Annotated in this window: 24 protein-coding genes; 17 read left to right on the forward strand and 7 right to left on the reverse strand. The window is 59.6% G+C overall.

What is annotated here, in order from left to right; translation table 11 throughout:
* The first annotated feature begins 1 nt into the window (after position 1).
* A complete protein-coding gene (locus tag AC0TOY_RS14830; RefSeq protein WP_024909488.1) occupies positions 2 to 319 on the forward strand; it encodes a YdbL family probable chaperone protein in 318 nt (105 codons plus the stop codon).
* Here AC0TOY_RS14830 and feaR read toward each other — a convergent pair whose 3' ends face one another.
* Positions 320 to 1,228, reverse strand: coding sequence for a transcriptional regulator FeaR (gene feaR, locus AC0TOY_RS14835; RefSeq protein WP_267216552.1), 909 nt, complete (start codon positions 1,226 to 1,228; stop codon positions 320 to 322). It abuts the gene before it with no gap.
* Between the two features lie 241 nt (positions 1,229 to 1,469).
* Between feaR and AC0TOY_RS14840 the strand changes: the two genes are divergently transcribed.
* A complete protein-coding gene (locus AC0TOY_RS14840) occupies positions 1,470 to 2,969 on the forward strand; it encodes an aldehyde dehydrogenase family protein (protein ID WP_473722019.1) in 1,500 nt (499 codons plus the stop codon).
* A gap of 50 nt (positions 2,970 to 3,019) precedes the next feature.
* Here the strand turns inward: AC0TOY_RS14840 and AC0TOY_RS14845 are convergent, their stop codons facing one another.
* On the reverse strand, positions 3,020 to 3,634 hold the full coding sequence (locus tag AC0TOY_RS14845) for an FMN-dependent NADH-azoreductase (RefSeq protein WP_473722020.1): 615 nt from the start codon (positions 3,632 to 3,634) through the stop codon (positions 3,020 to 3,022).
* Positions 3,631 to 4,395, reverse strand: coding sequence for an alpha/beta fold hydrolase (locus AC0TOY_RS14850; RefSeq protein WP_473722021.1), 765 nt, complete (start codon positions 4,393 to 4,395; stop codon positions 3,631 to 3,633). The genes AC0TOY_RS14845 and AC0TOY_RS14850 overlap by 4 nt, the downstream gene beginning before the upstream one ends.
* A gap of 121 nt (positions 4,396 to 4,516) precedes the next feature.
* Between AC0TOY_RS14850 and AC0TOY_RS14855 the strand changes: the two genes are divergently transcribed.
* Positions 4,517 to 5,503 carry a GlxA family transcriptional regulator gene (locus AC0TOY_RS14855; protein ID WP_473702455.1) on the forward strand — a complete coding sequence of 329 codons (987 nt, stop codon included), beginning with the start codon at positions 4,517 to 4,519 and terminating at the stop codon, positions 5,501 to 5,503.
* Between the two features lie 9 nt (positions 5,504 to 5,512).
* Here the strand turns inward: AC0TOY_RS14855 and AC0TOY_RS14860 are convergent, their stop codons facing one another.
* The 3 genes from AC0TOY_RS14860 to paaZ all read right to left on the reverse strand — a co-directional run bounded on the left by AC0TOY_RS14860 (position 5,513) and on the right by paaZ (position 11,675).
* On the reverse strand, positions 5,513 to 6,619 hold the full coding sequence (locus tag AC0TOY_RS14860; protein WP_267216548.1) for a GGDEF domain-containing protein: 1,107 nt from the start codon (positions 6,617 to 6,619) through the stop codon (positions 5,513 to 5,515).
* A gap of 118 nt (positions 6,620 to 6,737) precedes the next feature.
* Positions 6,738 to 9,011 carry a primary-amine oxidase gene (gene tynA / locus AC0TOY_RS14865; RefSeq protein ID WP_473722022.1) on the reverse strand — a complete coding sequence of 758 codons (2,274 nt, stop codon included), beginning with the start codon at positions 9,009 to 9,011 and terminating at the stop codon, positions 6,738 to 6,740.
* A gap of 621 nt (positions 9,012 to 9,632) precedes the next feature.
* The gene (paaZ, locus tag AC0TOY_RS14870; RefSeq protein ID WP_090417111.1) at positions 9,633 to 11,675 is read right to left on the reverse strand and encodes a phenylacetic acid degradation bifunctional protein PaaZ; all 2,043 of its coding nucleotides are present in this window, start codon (positions 11,673 to 11,675) and stop codon (positions 9,633 to 9,635) included.
* A 284-nt stretch (positions 11,676 to 11,959) separates the two neighbouring features.
* Between paaZ and paaA the strand changes: the two genes are divergently transcribed.
* From paaA to AC0TOY_RS14940, 14 genes are all read left to right on the forward strand, one after another.
* Complete coding sequence (paaA, locus tag AC0TOY_RS14875; RefSeq protein ID WP_473722023.1) at positions 11,960 to 12,889, forward strand: 1,2-phenylacetyl-CoA epoxidase subunit PaaA; 930 nt, start codon at positions 11,960 to 11,962, stop codon at positions 12,887 to 12,889.
* Positions 12,890 to 12,900: 11 nt separating this feature from the next.
* Positions 12,901 to 13,188, forward strand: a complete 288-nt coding sequence (gene paaB, locus AC0TOY_RS14880) for a 1,2-phenylacetyl-CoA epoxidase subunit PaaB (RefSeq protein ID WP_008502380.1) — start codon at positions 12,901 to 12,903, stop codon at positions 13,186 to 13,188.
* Positions 13,189 to 13,196: 8 nt separating this feature from the next.
* Positions 13,197 to 13,943, forward strand: a complete 747-nt coding sequence (gene paaC / locus AC0TOY_RS14885) for a 1,2-phenylacetyl-CoA epoxidase subunit PaaC (protein WP_148768674.1) — start codon at positions 13,197 to 13,199, stop codon at positions 13,941 to 13,943.
* A gap of 11 nt (positions 13,944 to 13,954) precedes the next feature.
* A complete protein-coding gene (gene paaD, locus AC0TOY_RS14890) occupies positions 13,955 to 14,452 on the forward strand; it encodes a 1,2-phenylacetyl-CoA epoxidase subunit PaaD (RefSeq protein WP_025911360.1) in 498 nt (165 codons plus the stop codon).
* Positions 14,453 to 14,459: 7 nt separating this feature from the next.
* A complete protein-coding gene (paaE, locus tag AC0TOY_RS14895; RefSeq protein WP_473722024.1) occupies positions 14,460 to 15,530 on the forward strand; it encodes a 1,2-phenylacetyl-CoA epoxidase subunit PaaE in 1,071 nt (356 codons plus the stop codon).
* Positions 15,527 to 16,294, forward strand: coding sequence for a 2,3-dehydroadipyl-CoA hydratase PaaF (gene paaF, locus AC0TOY_RS14900; protein WP_196346257.1), 768 nt, complete (start codon positions 15,527 to 15,529; stop codon positions 16,292 to 16,294). The genes paaE and paaF overlap by 4 nt, the downstream gene beginning before the upstream one ends.
* Positions 16,294 to 17,082: a 2-(1,2-epoxy-1,2-dihydrophenyl)acetyl-CoA isomerase PaaG gene (gene paaG / locus AC0TOY_RS14905; RefSeq protein ID WP_473722171.1), complete on the forward strand. Its 789-nt coding sequence runs from the start codon at positions 16,294 to 16,296 to the stop codon at positions 17,080 to 17,082. The genes paaF and paaG overlap by 1 nt, the downstream gene beginning before the upstream one ends.
* A 1-nt stretch (position 17,083) precedes the next feature.
* Positions 17,084 to 18,508, forward strand: coding sequence for a 3-hydroxyacyl-CoA dehydrogenase PaaH (gene paaH / locus AC0TOY_RS14910; protein WP_473722025.1), 1,425 nt, complete (start codon positions 17,084 to 17,086; stop codon positions 18,506 to 18,508).
* The gene (paaI, locus tag AC0TOY_RS14915; protein WP_148768479.1) at positions 18,498 to 18,926 is read left to right on the forward strand and encodes a hydroxyphenylacetyl-CoA thioesterase PaaI; all 429 of its coding nucleotides are present in this window, start codon (positions 18,498 to 18,500) and stop codon (positions 18,924 to 18,926) included. Before paaH ends, paaI begins: the two co-directional genes overlap by 11 nt.
* Entirely contained in the window at positions 18,919 to 20,124 is a 1,206-nt protein-coding gene (gene pcaF, locus AC0TOY_RS14920) for a 3-oxoadipyl-CoA thiolase (RefSeq protein WP_473722026.1), read from the forward strand. Before paaI ends, pcaF begins: the two co-directional genes overlap by 8 nt.
* A 27-nt stretch (positions 20,125 to 20,151) precedes the next feature.
* A complete protein-coding gene (gene paaK / locus AC0TOY_RS14925) occupies positions 20,152 to 21,468 on the forward strand; it encodes a phenylacetate--CoA ligase PaaK (protein WP_024908034.1) in 1,317 nt (438 codons plus the stop codon).
* Between the two features lie 90 nt (positions 21,469 to 21,558).
* Complete coding sequence (gene paaX, locus AC0TOY_RS14930) at positions 21,559 to 22,494, forward strand: phenylacetic acid degradation operon negative regulatory protein PaaX (RefSeq protein WP_248164348.1); 936 nt, start codon at positions 21,559 to 21,561, stop codon at positions 22,492 to 22,494.
* Positions 22,495 to 22,503: 9 nt separating this feature from the next.
* Positions 22,504 to 23,100 (forward strand): phenylacetic acid degradation protein PaaY, encoded by a 597-nt coding sequence (gene paaY / locus AC0TOY_RS14935; protein WP_032651188.1) that lies wholly within the window; start codon positions 22,504 to 22,506, stop codon positions 23,098 to 23,100.
* Between the two features lie 102 nt (positions 23,101 to 23,202).
* Complete coding sequence (locus AC0TOY_RS14940; RefSeq protein WP_473722027.1) at positions 23,203 to 23,946, forward strand: SDR family oxidoreductase; 744 nt, start codon at positions 23,203 to 23,205, stop codon at positions 23,944 to 23,946.
* A 22-nt stretch (positions 23,947 to 23,968) separates the two neighbouring features.
* Here AC0TOY_RS14940 and AC0TOY_RS14945 read toward each other — a convergent pair whose 3' ends face one another.
* Entirely contained in the window at positions 23,969 to 25,204 is a 1,236-nt protein-coding gene (locus AC0TOY_RS14945; protein ID WP_473722028.1) for a serine hydrolase domain-containing protein, read from the reverse strand.
* Between the last annotated feature and the right edge of the window lie 5 nt (positions 25,205 to 25,209).

A 25,209-nucleotide genomic window follows, 5' to 3' on the forward strand; every position in this document is an offset into this window, starting at 1 on the left:
CATGAAACGAGTAGCTCTGATTTTGCTGGCGCTGGGGATGAACGTGCAGGCAGCTGCGCTGACCTTAAACGATGCCCGGGCCCAGGGGCGCGTGGGGGAAACCCTCAGCGGTTATCTTGCCCCGGTTCAACAGGACGCGGAAACGCTGGCGCTGGTTAATCGCATCAACGCGGCGCGCACGGAAAACTACCAGAAGCTGGCTGACAGCAATAATTTGCCGGTCGATGAAGTGGCCAAAATGGCAGGGCAGAAACTGGTTGCCCGCGCGCAGCCGGGCGAATACGTGAAGGGCATTAACGGAAAATGGCTCAAAAAGTAGCTAGCGGTAGCGCCTGCGGTATTCCCCCGGCGAGACGCCAAAACGCTGCTTAAACGCCGTTGAAAAATGGCTATGGTCGGTGAACCCCCAGCTGTAGCCAATGCCCGCCAGCTTTTCATCATCACCGGCAGCGCGCAGTACCTGCGCGCACAGATCCAGACGACGGTTTTTGATGTACTGCGCCACCACCAGCCCTTTCTCGGCAAACATGCGGTAGAGGCTGCGCACGGACATACCGCTCTCGGCGGCAATCCATTCCGGGCGCAGCGATTCAGACTGAATATGGTCGTCAATCAGCGCCACCACATGCTGGAACTGGCGCTCCTTGCGCGGCTGAATGATTTCACGCTGCTGGAAAGCGGGACGCAGAAGACAGATCATCGCCTCGAGCGCCGCTTCACTTTCGCGGTCACTCAGGTCGGGATTGCTCATGCTCTCCATCAGCAGGCGATGGCTCAGCTGTACCGTGGGCAAGGTTCGGGAAAGGGCGGTCGCGCAGCTTATCTCCTGGAAACGACATTGCTGCTCAATTATCTGACGGGGAACCAGCAGCGAAATCTGGCGGGACTTTTCCCGCCAGTTGATCGAGCAGGGACGCGACGCGTCAATCAGCGTGATATCACCGGTCCTGAGTAGCGCGCGACGGTCATCCTGTTCAATTTCCGCGCTGCCTTCTAGCTGGAACACGGTATAGAACCAGGCATCGTTACTCTGTGTAATTTCCTGACGGGAGCGGAACAGATTAACGCCGCCTGCGGTCACGGTGCTGAGCTTCAGGCTGCGCGCATAGCTGGTCTCCAGCTCGCCGAAGAATTTCCCCTCGGTGGGCTGCGCGTTAAAACGCCCGCAAACCTGGTTAATTTGCGCCAGCCACTGCTGATACTGTTCCTGCTCGCTTGCACACGCCATCGTTTCTCTCACTGCACCGTCAACGTTTTCGCATTGTTACATTTGTGTTGCATTTTGTCAGAGCTATGAGGCTGACTATAGGAAAGAACACTCACCGGTAACAGCGATATAAGCGGCAATTATCGCGATTTGCGGAGCCTGTCACAGGTGGCAAAGCGAATGTCACAGAGACAAAAGCGAGAATGCAAAACCCCACTTAGACTGGATGGACACCCTGCGAAGAATAACGAAGGAGTATCCTATGTCTGAATCACAGGTGGCCATTCAGCCTGCCGTACAACAATTTTTAGACCGACAGCATGGCCTGTGGATTGAAGGGCGTCAGGCCGCATCGGACAGTGAAAAGCGGCTGAACGTCTACAACCCGGCCACTGGCGAAGTCATTGCCTCGACTGCCGATGCCAGCGTCGACGACGTTGACCGTGCCGTCATGTCCGGCTGGCGCGCGTTTGTCGCCCGCATCTGGGCCGGAAAACTCCCGGCGGAGCGCGAGCGGATCCTGCTCCATTTCGCCGATCTGGTGGAACAGCACAGCGAAGAGCTGGCCCAGCTTGAAACGCTGGAGCAGGGGAAATCCATTAACATTTCCCGCATGTTTGAAGTCAGCTGCACCCTGAACTGGATGCGTTATACCGCCGGGCTGACCACCAAAATTACGGGTAAGACCCTCGACCTTTCCATCCCGCTGCCGCAGGGCGCCCGCTATCAGGCGTGGACGCGTAAAGAGCCGGTTGGCGTGGTGGCCGGGATTGTGCCCTGGAACTTCCCGCTGATGATCGGGATGTGGAAAGTGATGCCTGCGCTGGCCGCGGGCTGCTCTATTGTCATCAAGCCGTCAGAAACCACGCCGCTGACCATGCTGCGCGTGGCGGAACTGGCCAGCGAAGCGGGCATCCCGGACGGGGTGTTCAACGTGGTGACCGGGAGCGGCGCGGTGTGCGGCGCAGCGCTGACCTCGCATCCGCATATTGCAAAGGTGAGCTTCACCGGCTCAACGGCGACGGGTAAGCAAATTGCCCGTGCGGCGGCGGACACGTTAACCGGCGTGACCCTGGAGCTGGGTGGGAAAAACCCGGCTATTGTACTGAAAGACGCCGACCCGGCGTGGGTGATCGAAGGCCTGATGACCGGCAGCTTCCTGAACCAGGGGCAGGTGTGCGCGGCGAGCTCGCGCATCTACATTGAAGCGCCGCTGTTTGACACGCTGGTCAGCGGGTTTGAGCAGGCGGTGAAATCCCTGAGCGTCGGGCCGGGCATGTCGCCGGAGGCGTTTATCAACCCGCTGGTGTCGCGCGCGCACTGTGACAAGGTGCAGACCTTCCTTGATGAGGCGAAGTCGCGCAACGCGGAGCTGATCGTCGGTAACCGGGGGCCGGAAGGCAAAGGTTATTACGTTTCACCTACGCTGGTGGTGAACCCGGATGCCTCACTGCGCCTGACCCGCGAAGAGGTGTTTGGCCCGGTGGTCAACGTGGTGCGCGTCGCGGACGGGGAAGAGGCGCTTCAGCTGGCAAACGACAGTGAATATGGCCTGACGGCCAGCGTCTGGACGCAAAATATCAGCAAGGCGCTGGAGTACACCGACCGGCTGCAGGCGGGCACCGTCTGGGTAAACAGCCATACGCTGATCGACGCCAACCTGCCGTTCGGCGGCATGAAACAGTCCGGTACGGGGCGTGACTTTGGTCCGGACTGGCTGGACGGCTGGTGCGAAACCAAGTCGGTGTGCGTGCGGTATTAAAAACATTGCCGGGTAACGCTGCGGTTACCCGGCAGGCTTTAACCCGGCGGCTATTTCAATGCTGCGGCAATGACCGATGGAATAGCGTCAAACGCCTGCGCAACGCCTTTAGTCCTGACTTCTTCACTGCGCGTCGCCCCTTCAGCACGGACAAATTCCACTCTGTCGATACCCAGAAAACCAAAGAATCGCTGCAGGTACCTCTCCTGAAAATCCATGTCTTCGATTGGCGTACCGTGATATATCCCGCCGCGGGTTGAAACGACAATAATCCTCTTGCCGGTCGCATGTCCCACCGGGCCCGTCGGGGTATAGCTAAAGGTTTTTCCCGGCTGGGCGAGTCGATCTAACCAGGCTTTAAGCTGAGTTGAGACGGAGAAGTTATACATAGGCGCACCTATCACGATGAGGTCGCTATTGAGAAATTCGTTCACAAGTTCCCCGGACAGCGCGTGTTCGCGGATATCTTCAGCCGTCGCATCGGTGGCTATCCGCAGCGGCCGGAACCCAGCGGCAACGGTGCCGGTGAGATGGGCGATGGGGGTTTTAACGACGTCGCGATAGACCACCTTCTCTGACGCGATCTGGCGAACCACCTCTGCCGTCAGCTGACGTGAAAGTGAGAACTCGCCGTTAATACTTGAATCTATATGCAGGATATTCATTTCTCTGTTTCCTTTGCGTCGGTTTGGGTTGCTTGTTCGATAAACTGACTCACGGCGTGCGGGTGGGAAATCATCGACATATGGCTGCTCTTAATACGCAGGACGGTGGCGTTCATGGTGCCGGCGAGCTGCTGCTGGATACCGGGAGAGAGGGCGCGATCCTCTTCGGTTATCAGATACCATGAGGGTTTTTCACGCCATGCTGCATGTTCTACCTTCTCGCTGAAGGCGCTTGCCGCGATAGGCTGCTGCGTTGCCGTCAGCAGTTTTACGCGTTTGAGGGGCAGATCGTTGGCCATCGTGCGCTGATAGGCATCGGGATCGTCAAGCCAGATTAACCCTTTTTTATCCGGGCGCATGTCGGCCATCGGGGCGTTGAGGCGGGTAAGAAGAGAGGTAACCGATTCACCGCTGTCGGGGGCAAGGGCGGAGAGAAAAACCAGTTTTTTCACCTTCGGGTTATTGCCTGCCTGAGCGATGACCGCGCCGGCCCAGGAGTGGCCAACAAGCACTACGTCCCCTTGCTGACGGTTGATGACACGCTCTGTGGCGGCGACGTCCTCTTCAAGCGAAGTCAGAGGGTTTTGCACTGCCGTGACGTGGTAGCCCCGGGTCTGCAAACGGCCTATCACTTCCTGCCAGACGGAACCATCGGTAAAGGCACCATGCACGAGGATGATGTTATTAATCCGCGCCTGCACAGACTGCGATGCAGCCATGCAAAGCAAAGAAAGAAGAACGGGCAAGCGTGTCGGTTTCATAAGCGTGACGTAATTTCCTGAGAGACGTTGAAGCACAGTGTAACGAGAGGGACAAAGAGGCTTGTAGTGTCTGAAATGACTGTTAACATACGAAATCAGACATTTTACTCAGGCCTGAATCATGAGAATTGCCATTTTAGCGTTACCCGGAAGCATGAAATCCGCCGTGGCTGGGCTCTGCGACATGTTCTGGCTGGCTAACGAGGTGATTGCCCAGCAGCCGGACGGCGAGGGCATTTCGCCTTTTGAGGCGGTCATCATCACGGCGGAAGGAAAGCCGGTCCCGGACGCGCAGGGGCGGCCGATCGAGGCCGAAGCGAGCTTTGTTACCGGAGGAACCTTCGATCTCGTGATTGCCTGCGGGATGAAGCTTGACGAGCAGAAACGCCCGGTCTCGTCAGCGGCCGTCCTCGAGGCTGGCGCATGGCTGCGCGGCCAGTATGATAAAGGCGCGATGCTTGCGGGAGCCTGTGCCGGTGGGTTGGTTCTCGCCGAGGCGGGGATCCTCAATGGCCGGGCATGCACGACGACCTGGTGGCTTTACCATACTTTCCGCCAGCGTTATCCGCTGAGCAAACCTGTCTGGGGTAAAGCGCTGGTGCAGGACGCACGGGTTATCACATCCGGTGGCCCGCTCTCGTGGGTTGACCTGGCGTTGCATATCATCCGTCTGCACGCCGGGCAGAAGCTGGCGCGTCTGACGGCCGATATGGCCGTGGCTGACAGCCAGCCGTTATCTCAGCAGGTTTACGCGCCAGCAGGTTTTTTAAATTCAGTCCATCCGATGATAATGAAAGCGGAACATATCGTCCGTTATGAAAATCCGGCGATTACCGTAGAACAGCTTGCCCGGGCGCTGAATATGACCACTCGTACCCTTCACCGAAAAATGGCTGAGGAGATGAATGAAAGCCCTAAAAACTTTTTGACGCGCATGCGCATTGAAAAGGCAATGCGTCTCCTGGAGCAACCGGGGTACGCAATCGCGGAAATTGCCGGCGCTTGCGGTTACGCTGACGACACGGCATTCAGGCGCGCTTTTACGGGGGTGACGGGCATGTCGCCCGGTCAATACCGCAAATGGATCGCCGAGCGTCATGCGGAATAGCCGCCGTTCTCACCGGCATACTCGATCCCGCCCGGCCTCCTTCGCCCGATACAGCGCCGCATCGGCGCGGGCGATGATCTCGGTGCCCGCTAACCCCTCCGCCATGCTCGCAATCCCCATGCTCACGGTGACATGGTCGCTAACGGTTGACGCGCTGTGTGGTATGGACTCCGCGCGCAGACCGTCCTGAATGCGTAAGGCAACCTTTTCCGCGATGTTTTCCGGGCAATTGAAGAGGATGACCACGAACTCCTCGCCGCCGTAACGCGACACCACATCGTCAGGTGTGCGCACCGACTGCTTCAGCACCCGCGCCACGCGGGTCAGACAGTCGTCGCCTGCCTGGTGCCCGTACGTGTCGTTGTAGAGCTTGAAATAGTCGATATCCAGCATAATCACCGAGAAGGTTTTCTTCTGCTCAACCGCGTTCTCCAGCACCACCTCCATTTTCCGGCGATTGGCGGTTTTGGTTAACGGATCCTGATGCGCCAGCGCATCCAGCCGCGAAATCAGCAGCTGATTCTGCTGGTTACGGCGCCAGGCCTCGTCAAACCAGCTCAACAGGATAAAACGTCCGCAAATCAGGATCAGCGAAAACACACTCCAGATGACGACGAAATGAAGGTTGAGACCATCATTCAGTATCCAGCTTGCTATCGGCAGGGTGATCCAGAGCGGGAGCACAAAGGCGAGCAGCCCCTCGGGGTAAAAATAGAGCGCCGTTAAACCGGCGAGTAATAAAATGACGCACAGCGGCCAGACATGAGGCAGCAGCAGCTGGGTGATAAACCAGAAGCAGGAGACCGACCAGATGGCGCTACAGATAAACAACACCACGCTAATACCGGCGATACGCCGCCAGGCCATCAGGATCAGCGCGGCTGAGAGAATAATAATGCCGAGCATGGAGGCATCGACCATTCTCGTCAGCTGCGGCGAGTGGGGATAAAGGGGATCGCTGGCGTTAAGCAGAACGTGTCGCAGCAGGATCATCACCGCGAAGCTGATATTGACGAAGGCCAGCCACGGCAGGTTCATCGCCAGCCCGTGCATGACCATGGCATGGCGCGTTGGCCAGGTTGCCCGTTCAAGTGTCGGTTTTTTTCTTTTTTCCATAAAGCCCTTTCCCGTCCGGGGGATAAATCATGCAGGTGAGATATCAGTAACTATAAGCAAGCCAGGGCGATCCTCAAACGCCAGGGCAAAAAAAACCGGGCATTTACCCGGCGGATGGTTATTTATCGTCTTTTTTCTTTCCGAGCGTTGGTGTCTCGTCGAAGAAGTTCCACGGTTTAAGGAGGGTATGCACCCATTCCGTCGGCATGATCGGCCACTCCTCCGCGCGGGCCACGTGGGTGGTGCCGGTGGTCATCCAGACCACGTCATCCTGATCGTTGAGCGACTCGTTATCTTTGCTGTACTGACCCAGGCCGGTGTCGTGCACGGAGCGGTTCGGGAATTTGCCTTCCGGGTAGAGCTCATCCGGGTGGTAACGGGTCACCCACAGCTGTTTGTCCATAAAGCTCAGGCGATGGTAGATCCACTCGTCCGGGGCAAATTTCGCGCCGGTCGCCACCGGGTGCGTACCGCCCGCGTAAGGGATAATCTGGTACGAGACCGGGTTGCCCATGCGGTTCTCTTTACGGGTGTTGCTCAGCAGGCGAATGGTGCCCGGGTCGAATTTCTGCGCCGCCTGCTGCTCGGTATCAATATCGTACTGATTGATCTGCATGGTGCTGGTGCGCGGGCCACCGGCGGTATTCGGCTTCACTTCCGGATCCATGGCCACCAGCTTGTTGTTGATGCCGTCCACGTCCATATCAAGCCGGAAGTTGTAGATGTGCTGGTGCGTGGTGCCCACGATGTTATGGTCGATCAGCGTGCCGTATTTTGTATCGTCTTTGGCGGTGGCGTCGTGCATGGTTTTCGCCTGTACGCCTTTCACCGCTTCGATACCTGTCGCACCGGCGTCAATGCCGATGGTGCCATTTTCATGGAACACCCAGTCGAAGATGTAATCGTAATTGCCCACGGTACTCACCCAGCGCACCACCAGCTCGCGGCGCTCGGTGCTGACGTTAGGCTGGCCCATCTCCTGATGCTTGTATTCCGGCCCCGCGTAGCGTTCGAAAATGGCGATCGCGCGCGGGATCTCCATCGGCGCGCCGGTGTAATCCGGGATGGTTTCATTGAGCATCACCGCGTTGGACGGCACGTCTTTGCCGCGCACCAGCGGTGAGGTCAGGGTGCCCATACCGTAGTCGCCGGAGTCGAGATAGGCTTTAAAGTACCAGCCCACGTCCGGATCGCCGTAAGGGACGATCATGCCGCCGAGCGACCCCTGATACATAATCTGGCGTTTTTTGCCGTTGTCGTTATAGGTGACGGTTGAAATCATCGGGCCGACGCGGGAGTCCAGGCTCAGGTGGAAATCCCAGTTCTGCCAGTGCACCATATCGCCGGTGATGGTGTAGTTCTTGCCTTCCGGCTCAATGATGTCGAGCGGTTTTTTCGGCGTCTCTATACGGTCGCGGCCATCGTAGGGACGCGGCGTCATCGGAACCGGAACAACGGCGCCTTCCTCAATCTTCTGGATTTTCTTCTGCTCAAGATCGACCACGGCCACCAGGTTTTCAATCGGGTGCGCCCAGTAGTTGCCGTCGCCAACGTCCAGATAGCTCACTACCTTCAGCAGGCGATCTTCCTGCTTAAGGCCGTCTTTACCGTCGAAATAGCCGACGGTCAGCGGCGTGGTAATCACTTTTTTCGGGTCGGTGATGCCGTGTTTTTTAAGCACCTCGGCAAACTCCGTGCTGTCGTTGATGATTTGCTGAACCGCGGTGAAATCATCCAGCAGCACCATGCCGTGCGCGTCTTTCACCGGCTCCCAGCGCAGGATTTTTTTATCCTTCAAATCCACCACGCTTTCGATAACGTGCTTTCCGTCGAGCATCACGATCTTCGCCTGACGCGGGGCATCCACCGCCGTGCCGTTAAGCACAAAGTCCCACACTTTGGCTTTCTCTGGCTCAGCAAGGGCAATCTGGGTAAAGCGGGTATTCGGTTTAAAATCCGCCGAGGCTTTCACAATCTCAACGGCTTGCTTAATTTCGTCCGCCGTCAGCGCGTTTAACGGGTGAGGGCGTTTCTCAACCTGGAAGGTCTGATCGAGGCCTGACTGGAAAACATCGTTGATAAAGGAATCGGAAATAAAGGCTTTCTTGCCTTTCATTACCACCGGCACCTCGAGCTTGAGGGTTTTACCGTTGACGATGGCGGTTTTAGCGCCCGGTTTGACCTTCACAAAGGCGCCGTCTTTCGCAATGGTGAACATCTGTGCGTAATCATCCCACTGAACGTCGGCGCCAAAGTCCTGCAGCGTTTTGTCCATCGGGACCATATGCGCCTCACTGCCGTGGGCGAAAGCAGGGGATTGCCAGGCGCAACACAGCGCAACGGCCATAGCCAGCGCCGTTCTACGGGCAGAAAAAGAAGAATTGCTTCCCATCGTAGACCTCATCTTGTTGTGTTTATTGTGTTGTGACAGCCTTATCCTGACAGGCGCCTGAGAAAAGCGTTTGCCTGCATCTGCCAGATTATTTGTCAGCCTTGCCAGGTTAAAAAAAGAGCGGGGGTAAATCACATGCCGGGCCATTTCCCCTCCCCATTGAGGCTGAGGGAACCCCACAAATGATGTCAGCACAGACGGCCCCCTCTCCCTTGAGGGAGAGGGCTGGGGTGAGGGGGAACATACGGCACTGGTGGTCATTCCGTTCACTTTATGTTCCTTGCTACTCTGTAACGACATGGCCTGTGAACGTGCCAGGGTGGCTCAGTCGCCACCACCCTGGCGACCCGGGCTCCCGGCGGTAAATCGCCGCTGCGCGGTACCTTCGGCTTATTCCTTCCGGCTTATCGGGTACGGGCGGAGGTAACATCCCTGTAAAGCCCGCCCTCTCGGCGCATCCCTGCGCCTCGCCCCGGCCGGAAGGCAAACGCCTCAGCGATTTACAGCCGGACCAGGGCATCGCTGAAGGCCCTCAGCCATTCTAAAAGCAGCGTTATTGCTTCTGCTTGCACATTACTTGAGAGCGCTCAGCCATTGTGGAGAGGATGAGGAGCAGGGAACTTAGCTGAAATCACCCTGCTGGCGCGCCACCAGTGTCAGAATGGAGTAGAGCGCCACGGCCTGCTGGTGCTGGTTGAAGATCTCAACCGCCCACTCCACCACGCCCGTCGGTTTTTCCTCCGCGGTACGCTGTTTCTTCAGCGTTTTACGTTTGCAGGTCAGACGCACCTGAATGGTATCGCCCGGTTTAACCGGCTCGATAAAGCGCAGGTTTTCCATGCCGTAGTTGGCAATCACCGGCCCGACGCCCGCATCAACGAACAGTCCCGCCGCGGCGGAAATCAGGAAGTAGCCGTGCACCACGCGCTCGCCAAAGATCGACTCTGCCGCGCCGATCTTGTCCATATGGGCGTAGAAGTGGTCGCCGCTCAGGCAGGCAAAGTTCACGATGTCCGCTTCCGTCAGGGTGCGACGCGGCGTCAGCAGGCTGTCGCCCGGCTGCAGTTCCTCAAAGTATTTGCGGAACGGATGCACGCGATCTTCCTGCACCGTTGCGCCACGCACCCACTGTTTGCCGATGGCGGCCAGCATGGTCGGACTGCCCTGAATCGCGGTGCGCTGCAGGTAGTGCTTCACCGCGCGCAGACCGCCCAGCTCTTCGCCACCGCCCGCGCGGCCCGGGCCGCCGTGCACCAGCTGAGGCAGCGGGGAGCCGTGGCCGGTGGACTCTTTCGAGGCTTCCTCGTTGAGGATCTGAATACGCCCGTGGGCGCGCGCCGCGCCGAGAATAAACTGGCGGGCAGTGTCCTGGTCAGCGGTGACCAGCGTGCCCGCCAGGCTGCCGCCGCCCGCGCGGGCAAGCTGCATCGCGTGGCGGGCGTTGCGATACGGCATCAGCGTCGCAACCGGGCCAAAAGCTTCGGTGGAGTGCACTGCCGGAGTTTCATCCGGCTGCGGGCAGAACAGCAGGGTCGGCGGGTAGAACGCGCCCGCGGCCTGCAGATCCGCTTTGCCACCCAGGCGGACCTGGCAGCCTGCGGCGATCAGTTGCTCCACTTTCTCCTGCACGTCCGCACGCTGTTCGGCGTTGACCAGCGCGCCCATCTTTACCCCTTCCTGCGCCGGGTCGCCCACCACCACCTTTTCCAGCCGGGCAACCAGCGCCTGGCTCACGGCGTCAATCTGGTTTTGCGGGACGATAATGCGGCGAATGGCCGTACATTTCTGCCCGGCTTTGGCGGTCATCTCGCGCACCACTTCCCGAATGAACAGGGCAAACTCCGGCTGCTCCGGCGTGACGTCTTCCCCCAGCACGCAGCAGTTCAGGGAGTCGGCTTCCATGGTGAACGGAATGGAATTCGCCACAATATTCGGGTGCACGCGCAGGCTTTGCCCGGTGCTGGCGGAGCCGGTAAAGGTCACCACGTCCTGGCTGTCGAGCTGGTCGAGCAGATCCCCGGCGCCGCCGCAGATCAGGCTGATGGCGCCGTCCGGCACCAGCCCGCTGTCGACGATGGATTTCACCATCGCCTGAGTCACCTGCGCGGTGGCGGTGGCGGGTTTGATGATGGCAGGCATGCCGGCAAGCCAGGTCGGCGCCAGCTTTTCCAGCATTCCCCAGCAGGGGAAGTTAAAGGCGTTGATGTGCACCGCCACGCCGGATTTTGAGGTCAGGACGTGGCGCGCCGCAAAGCCGCCTTCTTTTGACAGCGGGATCAGCTCGTCTTCCGGCCACACGGTGTCATCCGGCAGCTCGCGGCTACCCAGGCTGGCGTAAGTGAAGAGGGTGCCGATCCCGCCTTCGATATCGACCCAGCTGTCCGCTTTCGTGGCGCCGGTCTGGGCGGACAGGGCATAAAACGTCTCTTTCTCGCTAAGCAGGTGCTTTGCCACCGCCTTCAGCATGGCCGCGCGTTCGATAAAGGTCATCGCGTGAAGCGCTTCGCCGCCGCGCTCAATCGCATAGCGACGGGCGGCCGCCATGTCCAGCCCTTCGCTGGTCACGCTCCACAGCGCTTCGCCACTGATGGCGTGATGAATAGTGCGTTCGCGGCCCCGGCCAGACTGCCAGGTACCGGATAAGAAGCTGGCTAACTGCTGCATCGCTTATCTCCAAATGTTACGTAATTTACCCATTAATAGTTTGATCATGAATCATAAAAATCAAGCTGAGTTTTAATGAATTGTTAACATTGTGATCCGCTCTGATGAAACGCGGCGCGCGAGGACGCTCTTCAGTACGCCTGCAGTAAAAGCCTTGCGAGCGGTATCACAAAACAAGGAAACAATTCTTGGGGTTATATTTAACCTTTGTGTAACTTTTAAAAAACAAAGTGATTCAACATTACGCTTTAATTTGCAAACTAACGAATCATAAAGGTGATGACGTGACGCAAGAACAACGGTTTGAGCAGCGCATAGCGCAGGAGACGGCGATTGAGCCTCAGGACTGGATGCCTGACGCCTACCGTAAGACGTTGATCCGCCAGATTGGTCAGCATGCGCACTCCGAAATTGTCGGCATGCTGCCGGAAGGGAACTGGATCACCCGCGCCCCGACGCTACGCCGCAAGGCGATCCTGCTGGCGAAGGTGCAGGACGAAGCCGGACACGGGCTCTACCTCTACAGCGCGGCGGAAACGCTGGGCTGCGCGCGGGAAGATATCTACCAGAAGATGCTCGACGGCAAGATGAAATACTCCTCCATCTTCAACTATCCGACCCTGAGCTGGGCCGATATCGGCGTGATCGGCTGGCTGGTGGACGGCGCGGCCATCGTCAACCAGGTGGCGCTGTGCCGAACCTCCTACGGTCCCTATGCCCGCGCGATGGTGAAAATCTGTAAAGAAGAGAGCTTCCACCAGCGTCAGGGCTTTGAAGCCTGCATGGCGCTGGCGCAGGGGAGCGAGGGCCAGCGCCAGATGCTGCAGGACGCCATCAACCGCTTCTGGTGGCCGGCGCTGATGATGTTCGGTCCGAACGACGACAACTCGCCGAACAGCGCCCGCAGCCTGGCGTGGAAAATCAAACGCTTCGGCAACGACGAGCTGCGCCAGCGCTTTGTCGACAACACGGTGCCGCAGGTGGAGATGCTGGGCATGACGGTGCCCGATCCCGACCTGCGTTTTGATGAAGAGAGCGGCCACTACCGCTTCGGCGAGATTGGCTGGCACGAGTTTGACGAGGTCATTAACGGGCGCGGCATCTGCAACCACGAACGCCTGGCCGCCAAACGTAAAGCCTGGGAAGAGGGGGCGTGGGTGCGGGAAGCCGCACTGGCGCACGCGGAAAAACAACACGCCCGCAAAGTGGCTTAAGAGGAATCACGATGAGCAATGTCTACTGGCCGCTGTACGAAGTGTTCGTACGCAGCAAACAAGGGTTATCCCACCGTCACGTGGGTAGTCTGCATGCCGCCGACGATCGCATGGCGCTGGAAAATGCGCGTGATGCCTACACCCGCCGCAGCGAAGGGTGTTCTATCTGGGTGGTTAAAGCGAGCGAGATTGTCGCCTCCCAGCCGGAAGAGCGCGGCGAGTTCTTCGACCCGGCGGAAAGCAAGGTTTACCGCCATCCGACGTTCTACACCATCCCTGACGGCATCGAGCACATGTGAGGCAAAGAATGAATTCAGTCACTGCCTATGCCCTGCGTCTGGGCGATAACGGTCTGGTCCTCTCCCAGCGTCTCGGCGCCTGGTGCGGCCACGCGCCGGAGCTGGAGATCGACCTCGCACTCGCCAATATCGGTCTCGACCTGCTGGGCCAGGCGCGCAATTTCCTGACCTATGCCGCGGAGCTGGAAGGCCAGGGCGATGAAGACACGCTGGCGTTTGGCCGCGACGAGCGCCAGTTCCGCAATCTCCTGCTGGTGGAGCAGCCGAACGGCAGCTTCGCCGACACCATTGCCCGTCAGTACCTGATGGATGCCTGGAACGTGGCGCTGTATGAACGCCTGGCCCAAAGCCGCGACGGCCAGCTTGCCGCCATTGCCGCCAAAGCGATTAAAGAGGCGCGCTACCACCTGCGCTTCAGCCGCGGCTGGCTGGTGCGTCTGGGCGACGGGACCGAAACGTCCGCGCAAAAAATGCAGCAGGCCATCGACAACCTGTGGCGTTTTACGGCCGAGCTGTTTGAGGCCGATGACGTCGAGCGGGAGTTGATTGAGTCCGGCGTGGCGGTTGACCCGCGCCTCCTGCGCCAGCCGTGGGAAAGCGAAGTGTATGCCGGTCTGAATGAAGCCTGCCTGCAGGTGCCCGCCGAGATGGCGTACCGCACCGGGGGCAAGCAGGGGCTGCATACCGAACATCTGGGCCCGATGCTGGCGGAAATGCAGTATCTCCAGCGCGCGTATCCCGGTCAGCAGTGGTAAAGGAGAACGCTATGCAACGCCTCGTCGACATCGCGCCCGCGCAAATCCCACAGATCTGGGCGCTGCTAAGCCAGATCCCGGACCCGGAAGTGCCGGTGTTAACCATCACCGATTTAGGCATGGTGCGCAGCGTGAAGGCGCAGGGGGAAGGCTGGGTCATTGGCTTTACGCCGACCTATTCGGGCTGTCCGGCGACGGAACACCTGCTGGGGGCGATCCGCGAGGCGATGACCGCGCACGGCTTTACCCCGGTGCACATTGTGCTCCAGCTTGAACCCGCCTGGACCACCGACTGGATGACCCCCGACGCGCGCGAGCGCCTGCGGGCGTACGGCATCAGTCCACCGGTGGGGCATAGCTGTCACGCGCACGCCCCGGTTGAGGTGAGCTGCCCGCGCTGCGCCAGCACCGACACCTCGCTTATCAGTGAATTTGGCTCAACGGCCTGCAAAGCGCTCTACCGCTGCAATAGCTGCCGTGAGCCCTTCGACTATTTCAAATGTATTTGAGGCTGCCATGACAACGTTTCATTCATTAACAGTGGCAAAAGTGGAACCCGAAACCCGCGACGCGGTGACCATTACCTTTGCGGTGCCGCAGGCGCTGCAGGAGGCCTACCGCTTCCGTCCCGGCCAGCACCTGACGTTAAAAACGACGCTTGGCGGAGACGAGCTGCGCCGCTGCTACTCCATCTGCCGGAGTACCGCTCCGGGCGAAATCAGCGTGGCGGTCAAAGCCATCGACGGCGGGCGCTTTTCCCGCTATGCCCGGGATGAGATCAAAGCGGGCATGGCGCTGGAGGTGATGGTTCCTCAGGGGCAGTTTGGCTACCAGCCACAGGCCGAACGTGAAGGCCACTACCTGGCGATTGCGGCAGGCTCCGGGATCACCCCGATGCTGGCGATTATCTCCGCGACGCTTGCGACTGAACCGAACAGCCATTTCACCCTGATCTACGGCAACCGCAGCAGCCAGAGCATGATGTTCCGCCAGGCGCTGGCGGACCTGAAGGACAAATACCCTCAGCGGCTGCAGCTGCTCTCCATCTTCAGCCAGGAGCGGCTGGACAGCGATCTGCTCTATGGCCGCATCGACGGGGAAAAACTGCAGGCGCTGGCGAAAACCCTGATTAACTTCCGCCAGTATGACGAGGCCTTTATCTGCGGCCCGTCGGCGATGATGGACGACGCGGAAGCCACGCTGAAGGCGCTGGGGATGCAGGACAAATCCATTCACCTTGAGCGCTTTAACACCTCCGGAATCACCGTTAAGCGCGCGGTGCACGTGCAGGCGGGCGGACAGAAAGTGACCGTTCGCCAGGACGGGCGCGACCGTGAAATTACCCTGACGGCGGACGACGAAAGCATTCTTGATGCCGCCCTGCGTCAGGGGGCAGATCTGCCGTATGCCTGCAAGGGCGGCGTCTGCGCCACCTGCAAATGCAAAGTGCTGCGCGGGAAGGTGGACATGGCGACCAACTACAGCCTGGAGCCGGACGAGCTGGCCGCCGGGTATGTGCTGAGCTGCCAGTCATTACCGTTAACCGCCGACGTGATCGTCGACTTCGACGCGAAGGGGATGGCATGAGCGAGCTGACTGTTACCCGTCATGGCCGCGTGCTGCAGCTGACGCTCAACCGTCCGGCGGCGCGCAACGCCCTCAACAACGCGCTGTTAACCCAGCTTGCGGAACAGCTTGAGGCCGCCGCCGTGGATGCCGACATTGCCGTCTGCGTGATTTACGGCAGCGAGCGCTGCTTTGCCGCCGGGGCCGATCTCAATGAGATGGCGGAGAAAGACCTGCCTGCCACCCTGAACGATATTCGCCCGCAGCTGTGGGCGCGTATCAACGCTTTTCCTAAACCGCTGATCGCCGCCGTGAACGGTTTCGCGCTGGGCGCGGGCTGCGAGCTGGCGCTGCTGTGCGACGTGGTGATTGCCGGTGACAACGCCCGTTTCGGCCTGCCGGAAATCACGCTCGGCATCATGCCCGGCGCGGGCGGCACCCAGCGCCTTATCCGCAGCGTCGGGAAATCGCTGGCCAGCAAAATGGTGCTGACCGGCGAGAGCATTTCCGCCGAGCAGGCGCTGAACGCCGGGCTGGTGAGCGATGTTTTCCCGGCGGCGTTGACGCTGGAGTATGCCCTGAAGCAGGCGGCCCTGATGGCGCGCCACTCGCCGCTGGCGCTGCAGGCGGCCAAACAGGCGCTGCGCCAGTCACAGGAGGTGCCGCTCCAGGCCGGTCTGGCTCAGGAGCGCCAGCTGTTTACGCTACTTTCCGCCACTGAAGACCGCCGGGAAGGCATCGACGCCTTCTTACAAAAACGCACCCCCGACTTTAAAGGACGCTAATTGTGGAATTTATTCTCAGTCATGTAGAACAGGGCGTGATGACCATTACGCTGAACCGTCCGGAGCGTCTGAACAGCTTTAACGACGTGATGCACCAGCAGCTGGCCGAGTGCCTGAAACAGGCCGAGCGTGATGACACCGTGCGCTGTCTGCTGATCACCGGGGCAGGACGCGGCTTCTGTGCCGGTCAGGATCTGAATGACCGCAACGTCGACCCCAACGGCCCGGCGCCGGATCTGGGGATGTCCGTTGAAACCTTCTATAACCCGCTGGTTCGCCGCCTGGCAAAGCTGCCTAAACCGGTCATCTGTGCCGTTAACGGCGTGGCGGCAGGTGCGGGGGCCACGCTGGCGCTGGGGTGCGACATGGTCATTGCCGCCCGTTCCGCCAACTTCGTGATGGCCTTCAGCAAGCTCGGCCTGGTGCCGGACTGCGGCGGCACCTGGCTGCTGCCGCGCGTGGCGGGACGCGCCCGCGCCATGGGGCTGGCGCTGCTCGGGGACAAACTCAGCGCCGAACAGGCGCAGGCGTGGGGGATGATCTGGCAGGTGGTGGATGACGAGCAGCTCTCCACCACGGCGCAGCAGATGGCGCTGCACTTTGCGTCGCAGCCGACCTTCGGGCTGGGGCTGATCAAGCAGGCCATCAACGCTGCAGAAACCAACACCCTGGACGACCAGCTCGATCTGGAGCGCGACTATCAGCGTCTGGCCGGACGCAGCGACGATTACCGCGAGGGCATTAGCGCCTTCCTGGCGAAGCGCGCGCCGAACTTTACGGGGAAATAAGATGCTGAATATACGGACTGTCGCCGTGATCGGCAGCGGCACGATGGGCGCAGGGATTGCCGAAGTCGCCGCCAGCCACGGTCATCAGGTGCTGATCTACGACATCTCCAGCGATGCGATATCGCGCGCTATCGACGGGATCCGCCAGCGTCTGGCCTCCCGGGTAACGCGCGGAAAACTCTCCGCCGATGCCGGGAGCCAGATCCTGGCCCGGCTGGTTCCCGTCACGGATATCGACGCGCTCTGTGCGGCCGATCTGGTCATAGAAGCGGCCTCAGAGCGTCTGGAGGTGAAAAAGGCGCTGTTTGCTCAGCTGGCTGAGATCTGCCCGCCCCAGACGGTGCTGACCAGCAATACCTCTTCCATCTCCGTCACGGCGATTGCGGCGGACGTCCACCACCCGGAGCGGGTCGCAGGGCTGCACTTCTTTAACCCGGCGCCGGTGATGAAGCTGGTGGAGGTGGTTAGCGGGCTGGCGACCTCTGCGGAAGTGGCCGACGAGCTGTGCGAGCTGGCGCTGAACTGGGGCAAACAGCCCGTTCGCTGCCAGTCAACGCCGGGGTTCATCGTCAACCGCGTCGCCCGTCCGTTCTATTCTGAAGCCTGGCGCGCGCTGGAGGAACAGGTCGCTCCGCCGGCGGTGATTGATGCCGCCCTGCGGGAAGGCGGCGGTTTCCCGATGGGGCCGCTGGAGCTGACCGACATGATTGGTCAGGACGTGAACTTTGCGGTGACCTGCTCGGTATTTAACGCCTTCTGGCAGGAGCGTCGTTTTCTGCCTTCGCTGGTGCAGCAGGAGCTAGTGCTGGCAGGAAGGCTGGGCAAAAAGAGCGGGAAAGGCGTTTACGACTGGCAGGGTGACAAACCTGACGTGCAGTGGGTTGAGTCGGTGAACGACAGCTATAGCCCGATGCGCGTGGAAAAAATACGTGACGGTGTCACGGAAATAGATGATGTCTATCTGGTTGAAACGCAGGGAGAGACCGCGCAGGCGCTGGCGCTGCGGCTCAACGGCCCGGTGGTGGTGGTGGACCGCATTGAGCGTGACGTGGCGGTCATTGCCGCCGCGGCCAGCAACCCGCACACCGCGACGCAAAAAGCCATCCGCTACCTGCAACAGCAGGGGCATCGGGTGGTGCAAATTGCCGATTATCCCGGCCTGCTGATCTGGCGGACGCTGGCGATGATTGCCAACGAGGCGCTGGATGCCCTGCAAAAAGGGGTCGCCAGCGAGAAGGACATCGATACCGCTATGCGCCTCGGCGTGAACTACCCGAGCGGGCCGATCGCCTGGGGCGAGCGCCTGGGCTGGCAGCGCCTGCTGACGCTGCTGGAGAACCTGCAGCGTCATTACGGCGAAGAGCGCTATCGCCCCTGTTCACTGCTGCGCCAGCGCGCGCTTCTGGAGAGTAGCTATGAGTCATAACGCCTGGCATAACGCCCGCGCGATGTACGAACGGGACGCCTGCGCGCAGGCGATGGGGATGGACATTGTCGAGATGGACGAGGGCTACGCGGTGGTGACCATGACCATCACCCCGCAGATGCTGAATGGCCATAAAACCTGCCACGGCGGCCAGCTTTTTTCGCTGGCGGACACCGCCTTTGCCTACGCCTGCAACAGCCAGGGGCTGGCGGCGGTAGCCTCCGGCTGCTCGATTGATTTTCTGCGTCCGGGCTTTGCCGGGGACACGCTCACCGCCACCGCGCGGGTGAAGCATCAGGGCAAGCTGACCGGCGTGTACGACATTGAAATCCAGAACCAACAACAGAAAACCGTCGCCCTTTTTCGCGGAAAATCTCACCGCATCGGCGGCAGCGTGACAGGAGAGACAGATGCGTGACGCATTTATTTGTGATGGCGTTCGAACCCCGGTGGGGCGCTACGGTGGCTCGCTTGCCGCAGTCCGAACCGACGATCTCGGTGCCGTGCCGCTGCGCGCGCTGCTGGCCCGCTATCCCCAGCTCGACCTCGAGCGGATTGACGACGTGATTTTCGGCTGCGCCAACCAGGCGGGGGAAGATAACCGCAACGTGGCGCGCATGTCTTCCCTGCTGGCCGGGCTGCCGCAGACGGTGTCCGGGACCACCCTTAACCGCTTGTGCGGGTCCGGGCTGGACGCGATTGGTTTTGCCGCCCGCACCATTAAGGCGGGCGACGGCGACCTGCTGATCGCGGGCGGCGTGGAGTCGATGTCCCGCGCGCCGTTTGTGATGGGTAAAGCCACCGCCGCGTTTCAGCGTCAGGCGGAGATCTTCGATACCACCATCGGCTGGCGATTTGTGAATCCGCTCATGCATCAGCAATTCGGAACTGACAGTATGCCGGAAACGGCAGAGAATGTAGCTGAATTGTTAAATATCGGCCGTGCCGATCAGGACGCGTTCGCGCTGCGCAGCCAGCAGCGTACCGCGCAGGCGCAGCAGAACGGCATTCTGGCGCAGGAGATTGTGCCGGTGCTGGTGCCGGGCAAAAAAGGGGCAGTCACAGCGTTCAGCGTGGATGAACATCCGCGCGCGGACACCACACTCGAGCAGCTTGCCGGTCTGAAAACGCCGTTCCGTAAGAACGGAGTGGTTACGGCGGGAAATGCCTCCGGCGTCAACGACGGCGCTGCGGCGCTGATCGTCGCCAGCGAGAAGATGGCGCTGGCTCAGGGGTTAATCCCGCGCACGCGGATCGTGGCGATGGCGACGGCGGGCGTGGAGCCACGTCTGATGGGGCTCGGCCCGGTACCGGCCACTCGCAGGGTGCTGGAGCGCGCCGGACTCAGTATTAACGATATGGACGTGATCGAGCTTAACGAAGCTTTCGCCGCGCAGGTGCTGGGCGTGCTGCGTCAGCTGGGCCTGCCGGATGATGCCGCGCACGTCAACCCGAACGGTGGCGCGATTGCGCTGGGCCACCCGCTGGGCATGAGCGGTGCCAGACTGGCGCTGGCCGCGAGTAACGAACTGCACCGACGCGGCGGGCGCTACGCGCTGTGTACGATGTGCATCGGTGTGGGTCAGGGCATTGCCATGATCCTTGAGCGTGTTTGAGCATAAAAACAATGTGAGTACCCTACAATGACAAATACAACAAAGCTTGATCCGATTGAAACGGCCTCCCTTGACGAGTTACAGGCGCTGCAGACCGAACGTCTGAAGTGGACGCTGCATCACGCCTACAGCAACGTGCCGATGTACAAACGCAAGTTTGACGCCGCGGGCGTTCATCCTGACGATTTCAAAGAGCTGGCGGATATCCGTAAGTTCCCGTGCACCACCAAGCAGGACCTGCGGGATAATTATCCGTTCGATACCTTCGCCGTGCCGATGGAGCAGGTGGTGCGCATTCACGCCTCATCCGGCACCACCGGCAAACCGACGGTTGTCGGCTACACCCAGGGTGACATCGACAACTGGGCCAACCTGGTGGCTCGCTCCCTGCGCGCCGCGGGCGGCAGCGCGAAGGACAAAATTCACGTGGCGTATGGCTATGGCCTCTTTACCGGCGGGCTGGGGGCGCACTACGGCGCCGAGCGTTTAGGCGCGACGGTGATCCCGATGTCCGGCGGCCAGACGGAGAAGCAGGCGCAGCTGATCCGCGATTTCCAGCCGGACATGATCATGGTGACGCCATCCTACTGCCTCAACCTGATTGAGGAACTGGAGCGTCAGATGGGCGGCGATGCCAGCACCTGTTCCCTGCGCGTGGGCGTCTTCGGCGCCGAGCCGTGGACGCAGGCCATGCGCCGTGAAATTGAAAAACGCTTAGGGATTACGGCCCTGGACATCTATGGCCTCTCCGAAGTGATGGGGCCAGGCGTGGCGATGGAATGTATCGAAACCGTCGACGGCCCGACCATCTGGGAAGACCACTTCTACCCGGAGATCGTTAACCCGAACGACGGCACGCCGCTGGATGACGGCCAGCAGGGCGAACTGCTGTTCACCACGCTGACCAAAGAGGCGCTGCCGGTGATCCGCTACCGCACCCGCGACCTGACGCGTCTGCTCCCGGCAACCGCGCGCAGCATGCGCCGTATGGACCGCATCAGCGGCCGCAGCGACGATATGCTGATCATTCGCGGCGTCAACGTCTTCCCGTCGCAGCTGGAAGAGGAGATTGTGAAGTTCGAACATCTTTCGCCGCACTACCAGCTGGAGGTGAACCGTCGCGGGCATCTTGATTCACTTTCCGTGAAGGTGGAGCTGAAAGAGAGCAGCCTCACGCTGACGCACGAGCAGCGTTGCCAGGTGTGTCACCAGCTGCGCCACCGCATTAAGTCGATGGTGGGGATTTCCACCGACGTGACGATCGTGAACTGCGGCAGCATTCCGCGCTCGGAGGGGAAAGCCTGCCGGGTGTTTGACCTGCGTAAAGCGGCGGCCAACGGTTAAGTTTTCCCACACCCCGGCCCTCTCCCTTTGGGAGAGGGTTAGGGTGTGGGTCCTATGCTATGATTCATCCAGGACAAAAATAACAACAGAATGAATCACATGAATAAACTCGACGCCTTTATCCAGCACGCGGTCAGTTCCGTTCCCGTCAGCGGGACCTCGCTTATCTCCTCGTTATACGGTGACGCGCTTTCCCATCGCGGCGGAGAGATTTGGCTCGGCAGCCTGGCCGCGTTACTGGAAGGGATGGGATTTGGAGAGCGCTTTGTACGCACCGCGCTGTTTCGCCTTAACAAAGAGGGCTGGCTGGATGTTTCCCGCCTCGGGCGACGCAGCTTTTACCGCCTGAGCGATAAGGGGCTGCGCCTGACGCGCCGTGCGGAAAATAAGATCTACCGTGCGGAACTGCCCGCCTGGGACGGAAAATGGCTATTGCTGCTCTCAGAAGGGCTGGACAAAACCACCCTCGCCGACGTCAAAAAACAGCTGATCTGGCAGGGGTTTGGCACGCTGGCCCCGAGCCTGATGGCCTCGCCGTCGCAGCATCTGGCAGACGTGCAGTCTCTGCTTCACGATGCCGGGGTGGCGGAAAACGTGATTTTCTTTGAAGCCCACTCGCCGCTGGCGCTCTCCCGCGCCGCGCTGCGTTCACGCGTAGAAGAGTGCTGGCAGTTAACCGAGCAAAACGCGATGTACGAGTCGTTTATCAACTCGTTCCGGCCGCTGCTCCCGCTGCTGAAAGAGGCCGCGCCGGAGGATCTGACGCCGGAACGCTGCTTCCAGATCCAGCTGCTGCTGATTCATTTTTATCGTCGCGTGGTGCTGAAAGACCCGCTGCTGCCGGAAGAGTTGCTGCCCGCGCACTGGGCGGGACAAAGCGCCCGACAGCTCTGCATTAATATCTATCAGCGTGTCGCGCCGGGGGCGCTGGCGTTTGTCAGCGAGAAGGGCGAAACCTCCGTGGGCGAACTGCCCGTGCCCGGCACGCTCTACTATCAACGCTTTGGTGGTCTTACAAGCGCATAAGGAGTGAAGATGCCTGTTTATCAAATTGATGGTCTGACGCCGGTGGTACCTGACGAGAGCTACGTTCACCCAACGGCGGTGCTGATTGGCGACGTGATTCTGGGCAAAGGCGTCTATGTTGGTCCTAACGCCAGCCTGCGCGGTGATTTTGGCCGTATCGTGGTGAAAGACGGTGCCAACATTCAGGATAACTGCGTGATGCACGGCTTCCCGGAGCAGGACACGGTGGTGGAAGAGGATGGGCATATCGGCCACAGCGCCATTCTTCACGGCTGCGTGATCCGCCGCAATGCGCTGGTGGGCATGAACGCGGTGGTGATGGACGGGGCGGTCATCGGCGAAAACAGCATCGTCGGCGCGGCGGCGTTCGTGAAGGCGAAAGCGGAGATGCCCGCTAACCATTTGATTATCGGCAGCCCGGCCAAAGCGATTCGCGCGCTGAGCGAGCAGGAGCTGGCATGGAAGCAGCAGGGGACGCGGGAGTATCAGGTTTTGGTGGAACGCTGCAAGCTCACTATGCACCAGGTGGAGCCGCTGCGCGAGGTTGAGCCTGAACGGAAACGGCTGACGTTTGATGAGAATTTAAGGCCGAAGTCGGCGGTGTAGGACGGGAAGATCGCGCCACGGCACTAACGGGAAGATGTTACCCCGCCTCACCATGCTATAAATCCTCCGACACAGATTCATCACGATAGAGGACGCAGAGTTATGCTGAGAGGAAAACGCGCTGTTATCACGGGTGGCGGTGGGGGATTTGGTCAGGCGCTTTGCGTCTGGCTGGCGCGAGAGGGCGTTGACGTGGATTTTAGCGCCCGTCGGATCGATGATATAGAAAAAACCTGCGCCCTCATCGCGGCTGAAGGGGGTGTGGCAAGAGGGTATCTCTGCGATTTAGCCCAGCCGGAATCCGTTTCTCAGTTCTCTTCACAGGTCTTACGTTCAGACAGGCCAATCGATATTTTAATACTGAATGCTGCTCAGTGGCTGTCAGGGACGATAGACGAACAATCGAGCACAGAAATCGTCAGTACCGTCAGTTCAGGCCTGACTGGTTCAATCCTGCTCACCCAGGCGCTGCTTCCTGGATTGCGACGCTCAGAGAGCGCTGACATCATTGCGATTATTTCCGCATGCGGTATTCCGAATTTTACAGATTCCATTGCCCATCCCGCTTTTTTTGCCAGCAAACACGGGCTCAGCGGATTTACAACGAAACTGTCAGAACACTTATCCAAAGAAAATATTCGGGTAACCGGGTTGTATCCGCCTGATTTTGAACTGACCGGTTTAGATGCGCATGTCGATAATCAAACAAGAATGGGGGAGCGTCTGGTTAATGGACGGTCTATCTGGGAAACGATGCGTTTTGTGCTGACTCAGCCTCGAAGTTGCCATATTAGTACCATCTACTTTCAGGGGCCGACTCGTGAAGATCTGGCACATCAGGCCTGAATCTGACGGCGGGCGTTCACCGTTATTGCTGATAAACGCGTTCAGGCATCCCATTACTCGCAAAACGGTTGCCAGAGGTAATAAGGCCGTCTTTTTTCGCCATATCCATCAATAGCGCGATGCCAATGTAATTACTCCAGTTAAAGGTATTTTGCAGCACCACCACCGCATTGCCTTTTTCTTTGTCATAGCCGATAAAGCTGGAGTAGCCGCCGATATAACCGACCTGATAGGTGATTTTTTCCAGACCGATAAAGTCGGTGGTCCAGGCAATACCCTGTACCCCGTCGGGACGTTGAATATCGGTATTTCTGACTTCGGCAAAGACGCTGTCCAGCAGGGGATTGTGGGTCGTTAAGACGTGATAGCGGGCATAGATCGCCAGATCTTCGGCGTTACTGTATAAGCTCGCTGCCGCCACCATGTTGTTGGAAAAATGCCAGTCCGGGGTGAGCTGCCCGCGCGGGATAAACTTCGGCTGATCGCCCGCGTGGCCAAGCGCCCGCTGTGGATACCCTTTTAGCTGCCGGGGTGTAAAGCTGCTGTTAGCCATTTGCAGTGGATGGAAAATATAGCGCGAGGCTAAACTCTGGATATCTTCGCCGGTTTTGTGTTTCAGGATATAGCCGATCAGGGCGTAGCCGGTATTGGAGTACTGCGGCACTTTATTCTTTGGCGCTCGCCAGTCGGCGAGGTAGCGCAGCACGTTATCGCTATCCAGCTCACCGTAGAAATTATCGCCCGTGCTTAAGTAGCTGATGAATTTTCCAAGCATCGGAACATCCATATTCTGACGCGGCAGGCCGGAGGTGTGGGTTACCAGTTCAAGCAGGGTGATTTTTTGTGCATCCGCGCTAAGCGGCGTCCCCGGCGGAAGCAATGTCGCCAGGTTATCGTTCCAGTTCAGTTGCCCTTCATTCACCAGACAAGCCACCACTTCCGCCGTGATCCCTTTGCTGAGGGAGCCAAGCGCAAACAGGGTATTTGGCCTGACCGGATAGCGATTGACCGCATCGGTTACGCCCCAGGTGTAAAACTGCGGTGAGCCGTGATTATGGATCACCGCGACCGTCATCCCGGGAACGGATTTTTGCGCCATGTAGTGACGCACCACGCTGTCAACGTCGCCATCCAGTGAATCATGGGTGAGAAGTTCCTGAGTACCTTCCGGGGAGGACATTTGCGAGAGCGTGCCACAACCGCTGAGGAGTGGGAGAGTAAGCAGAAGCCAGATAATTTTTTTTGTTATGTTCTGCATACCTG

It is taken from the genome of Enterobacter sp. PL_is379 (genome assembly GCF_055817355.1).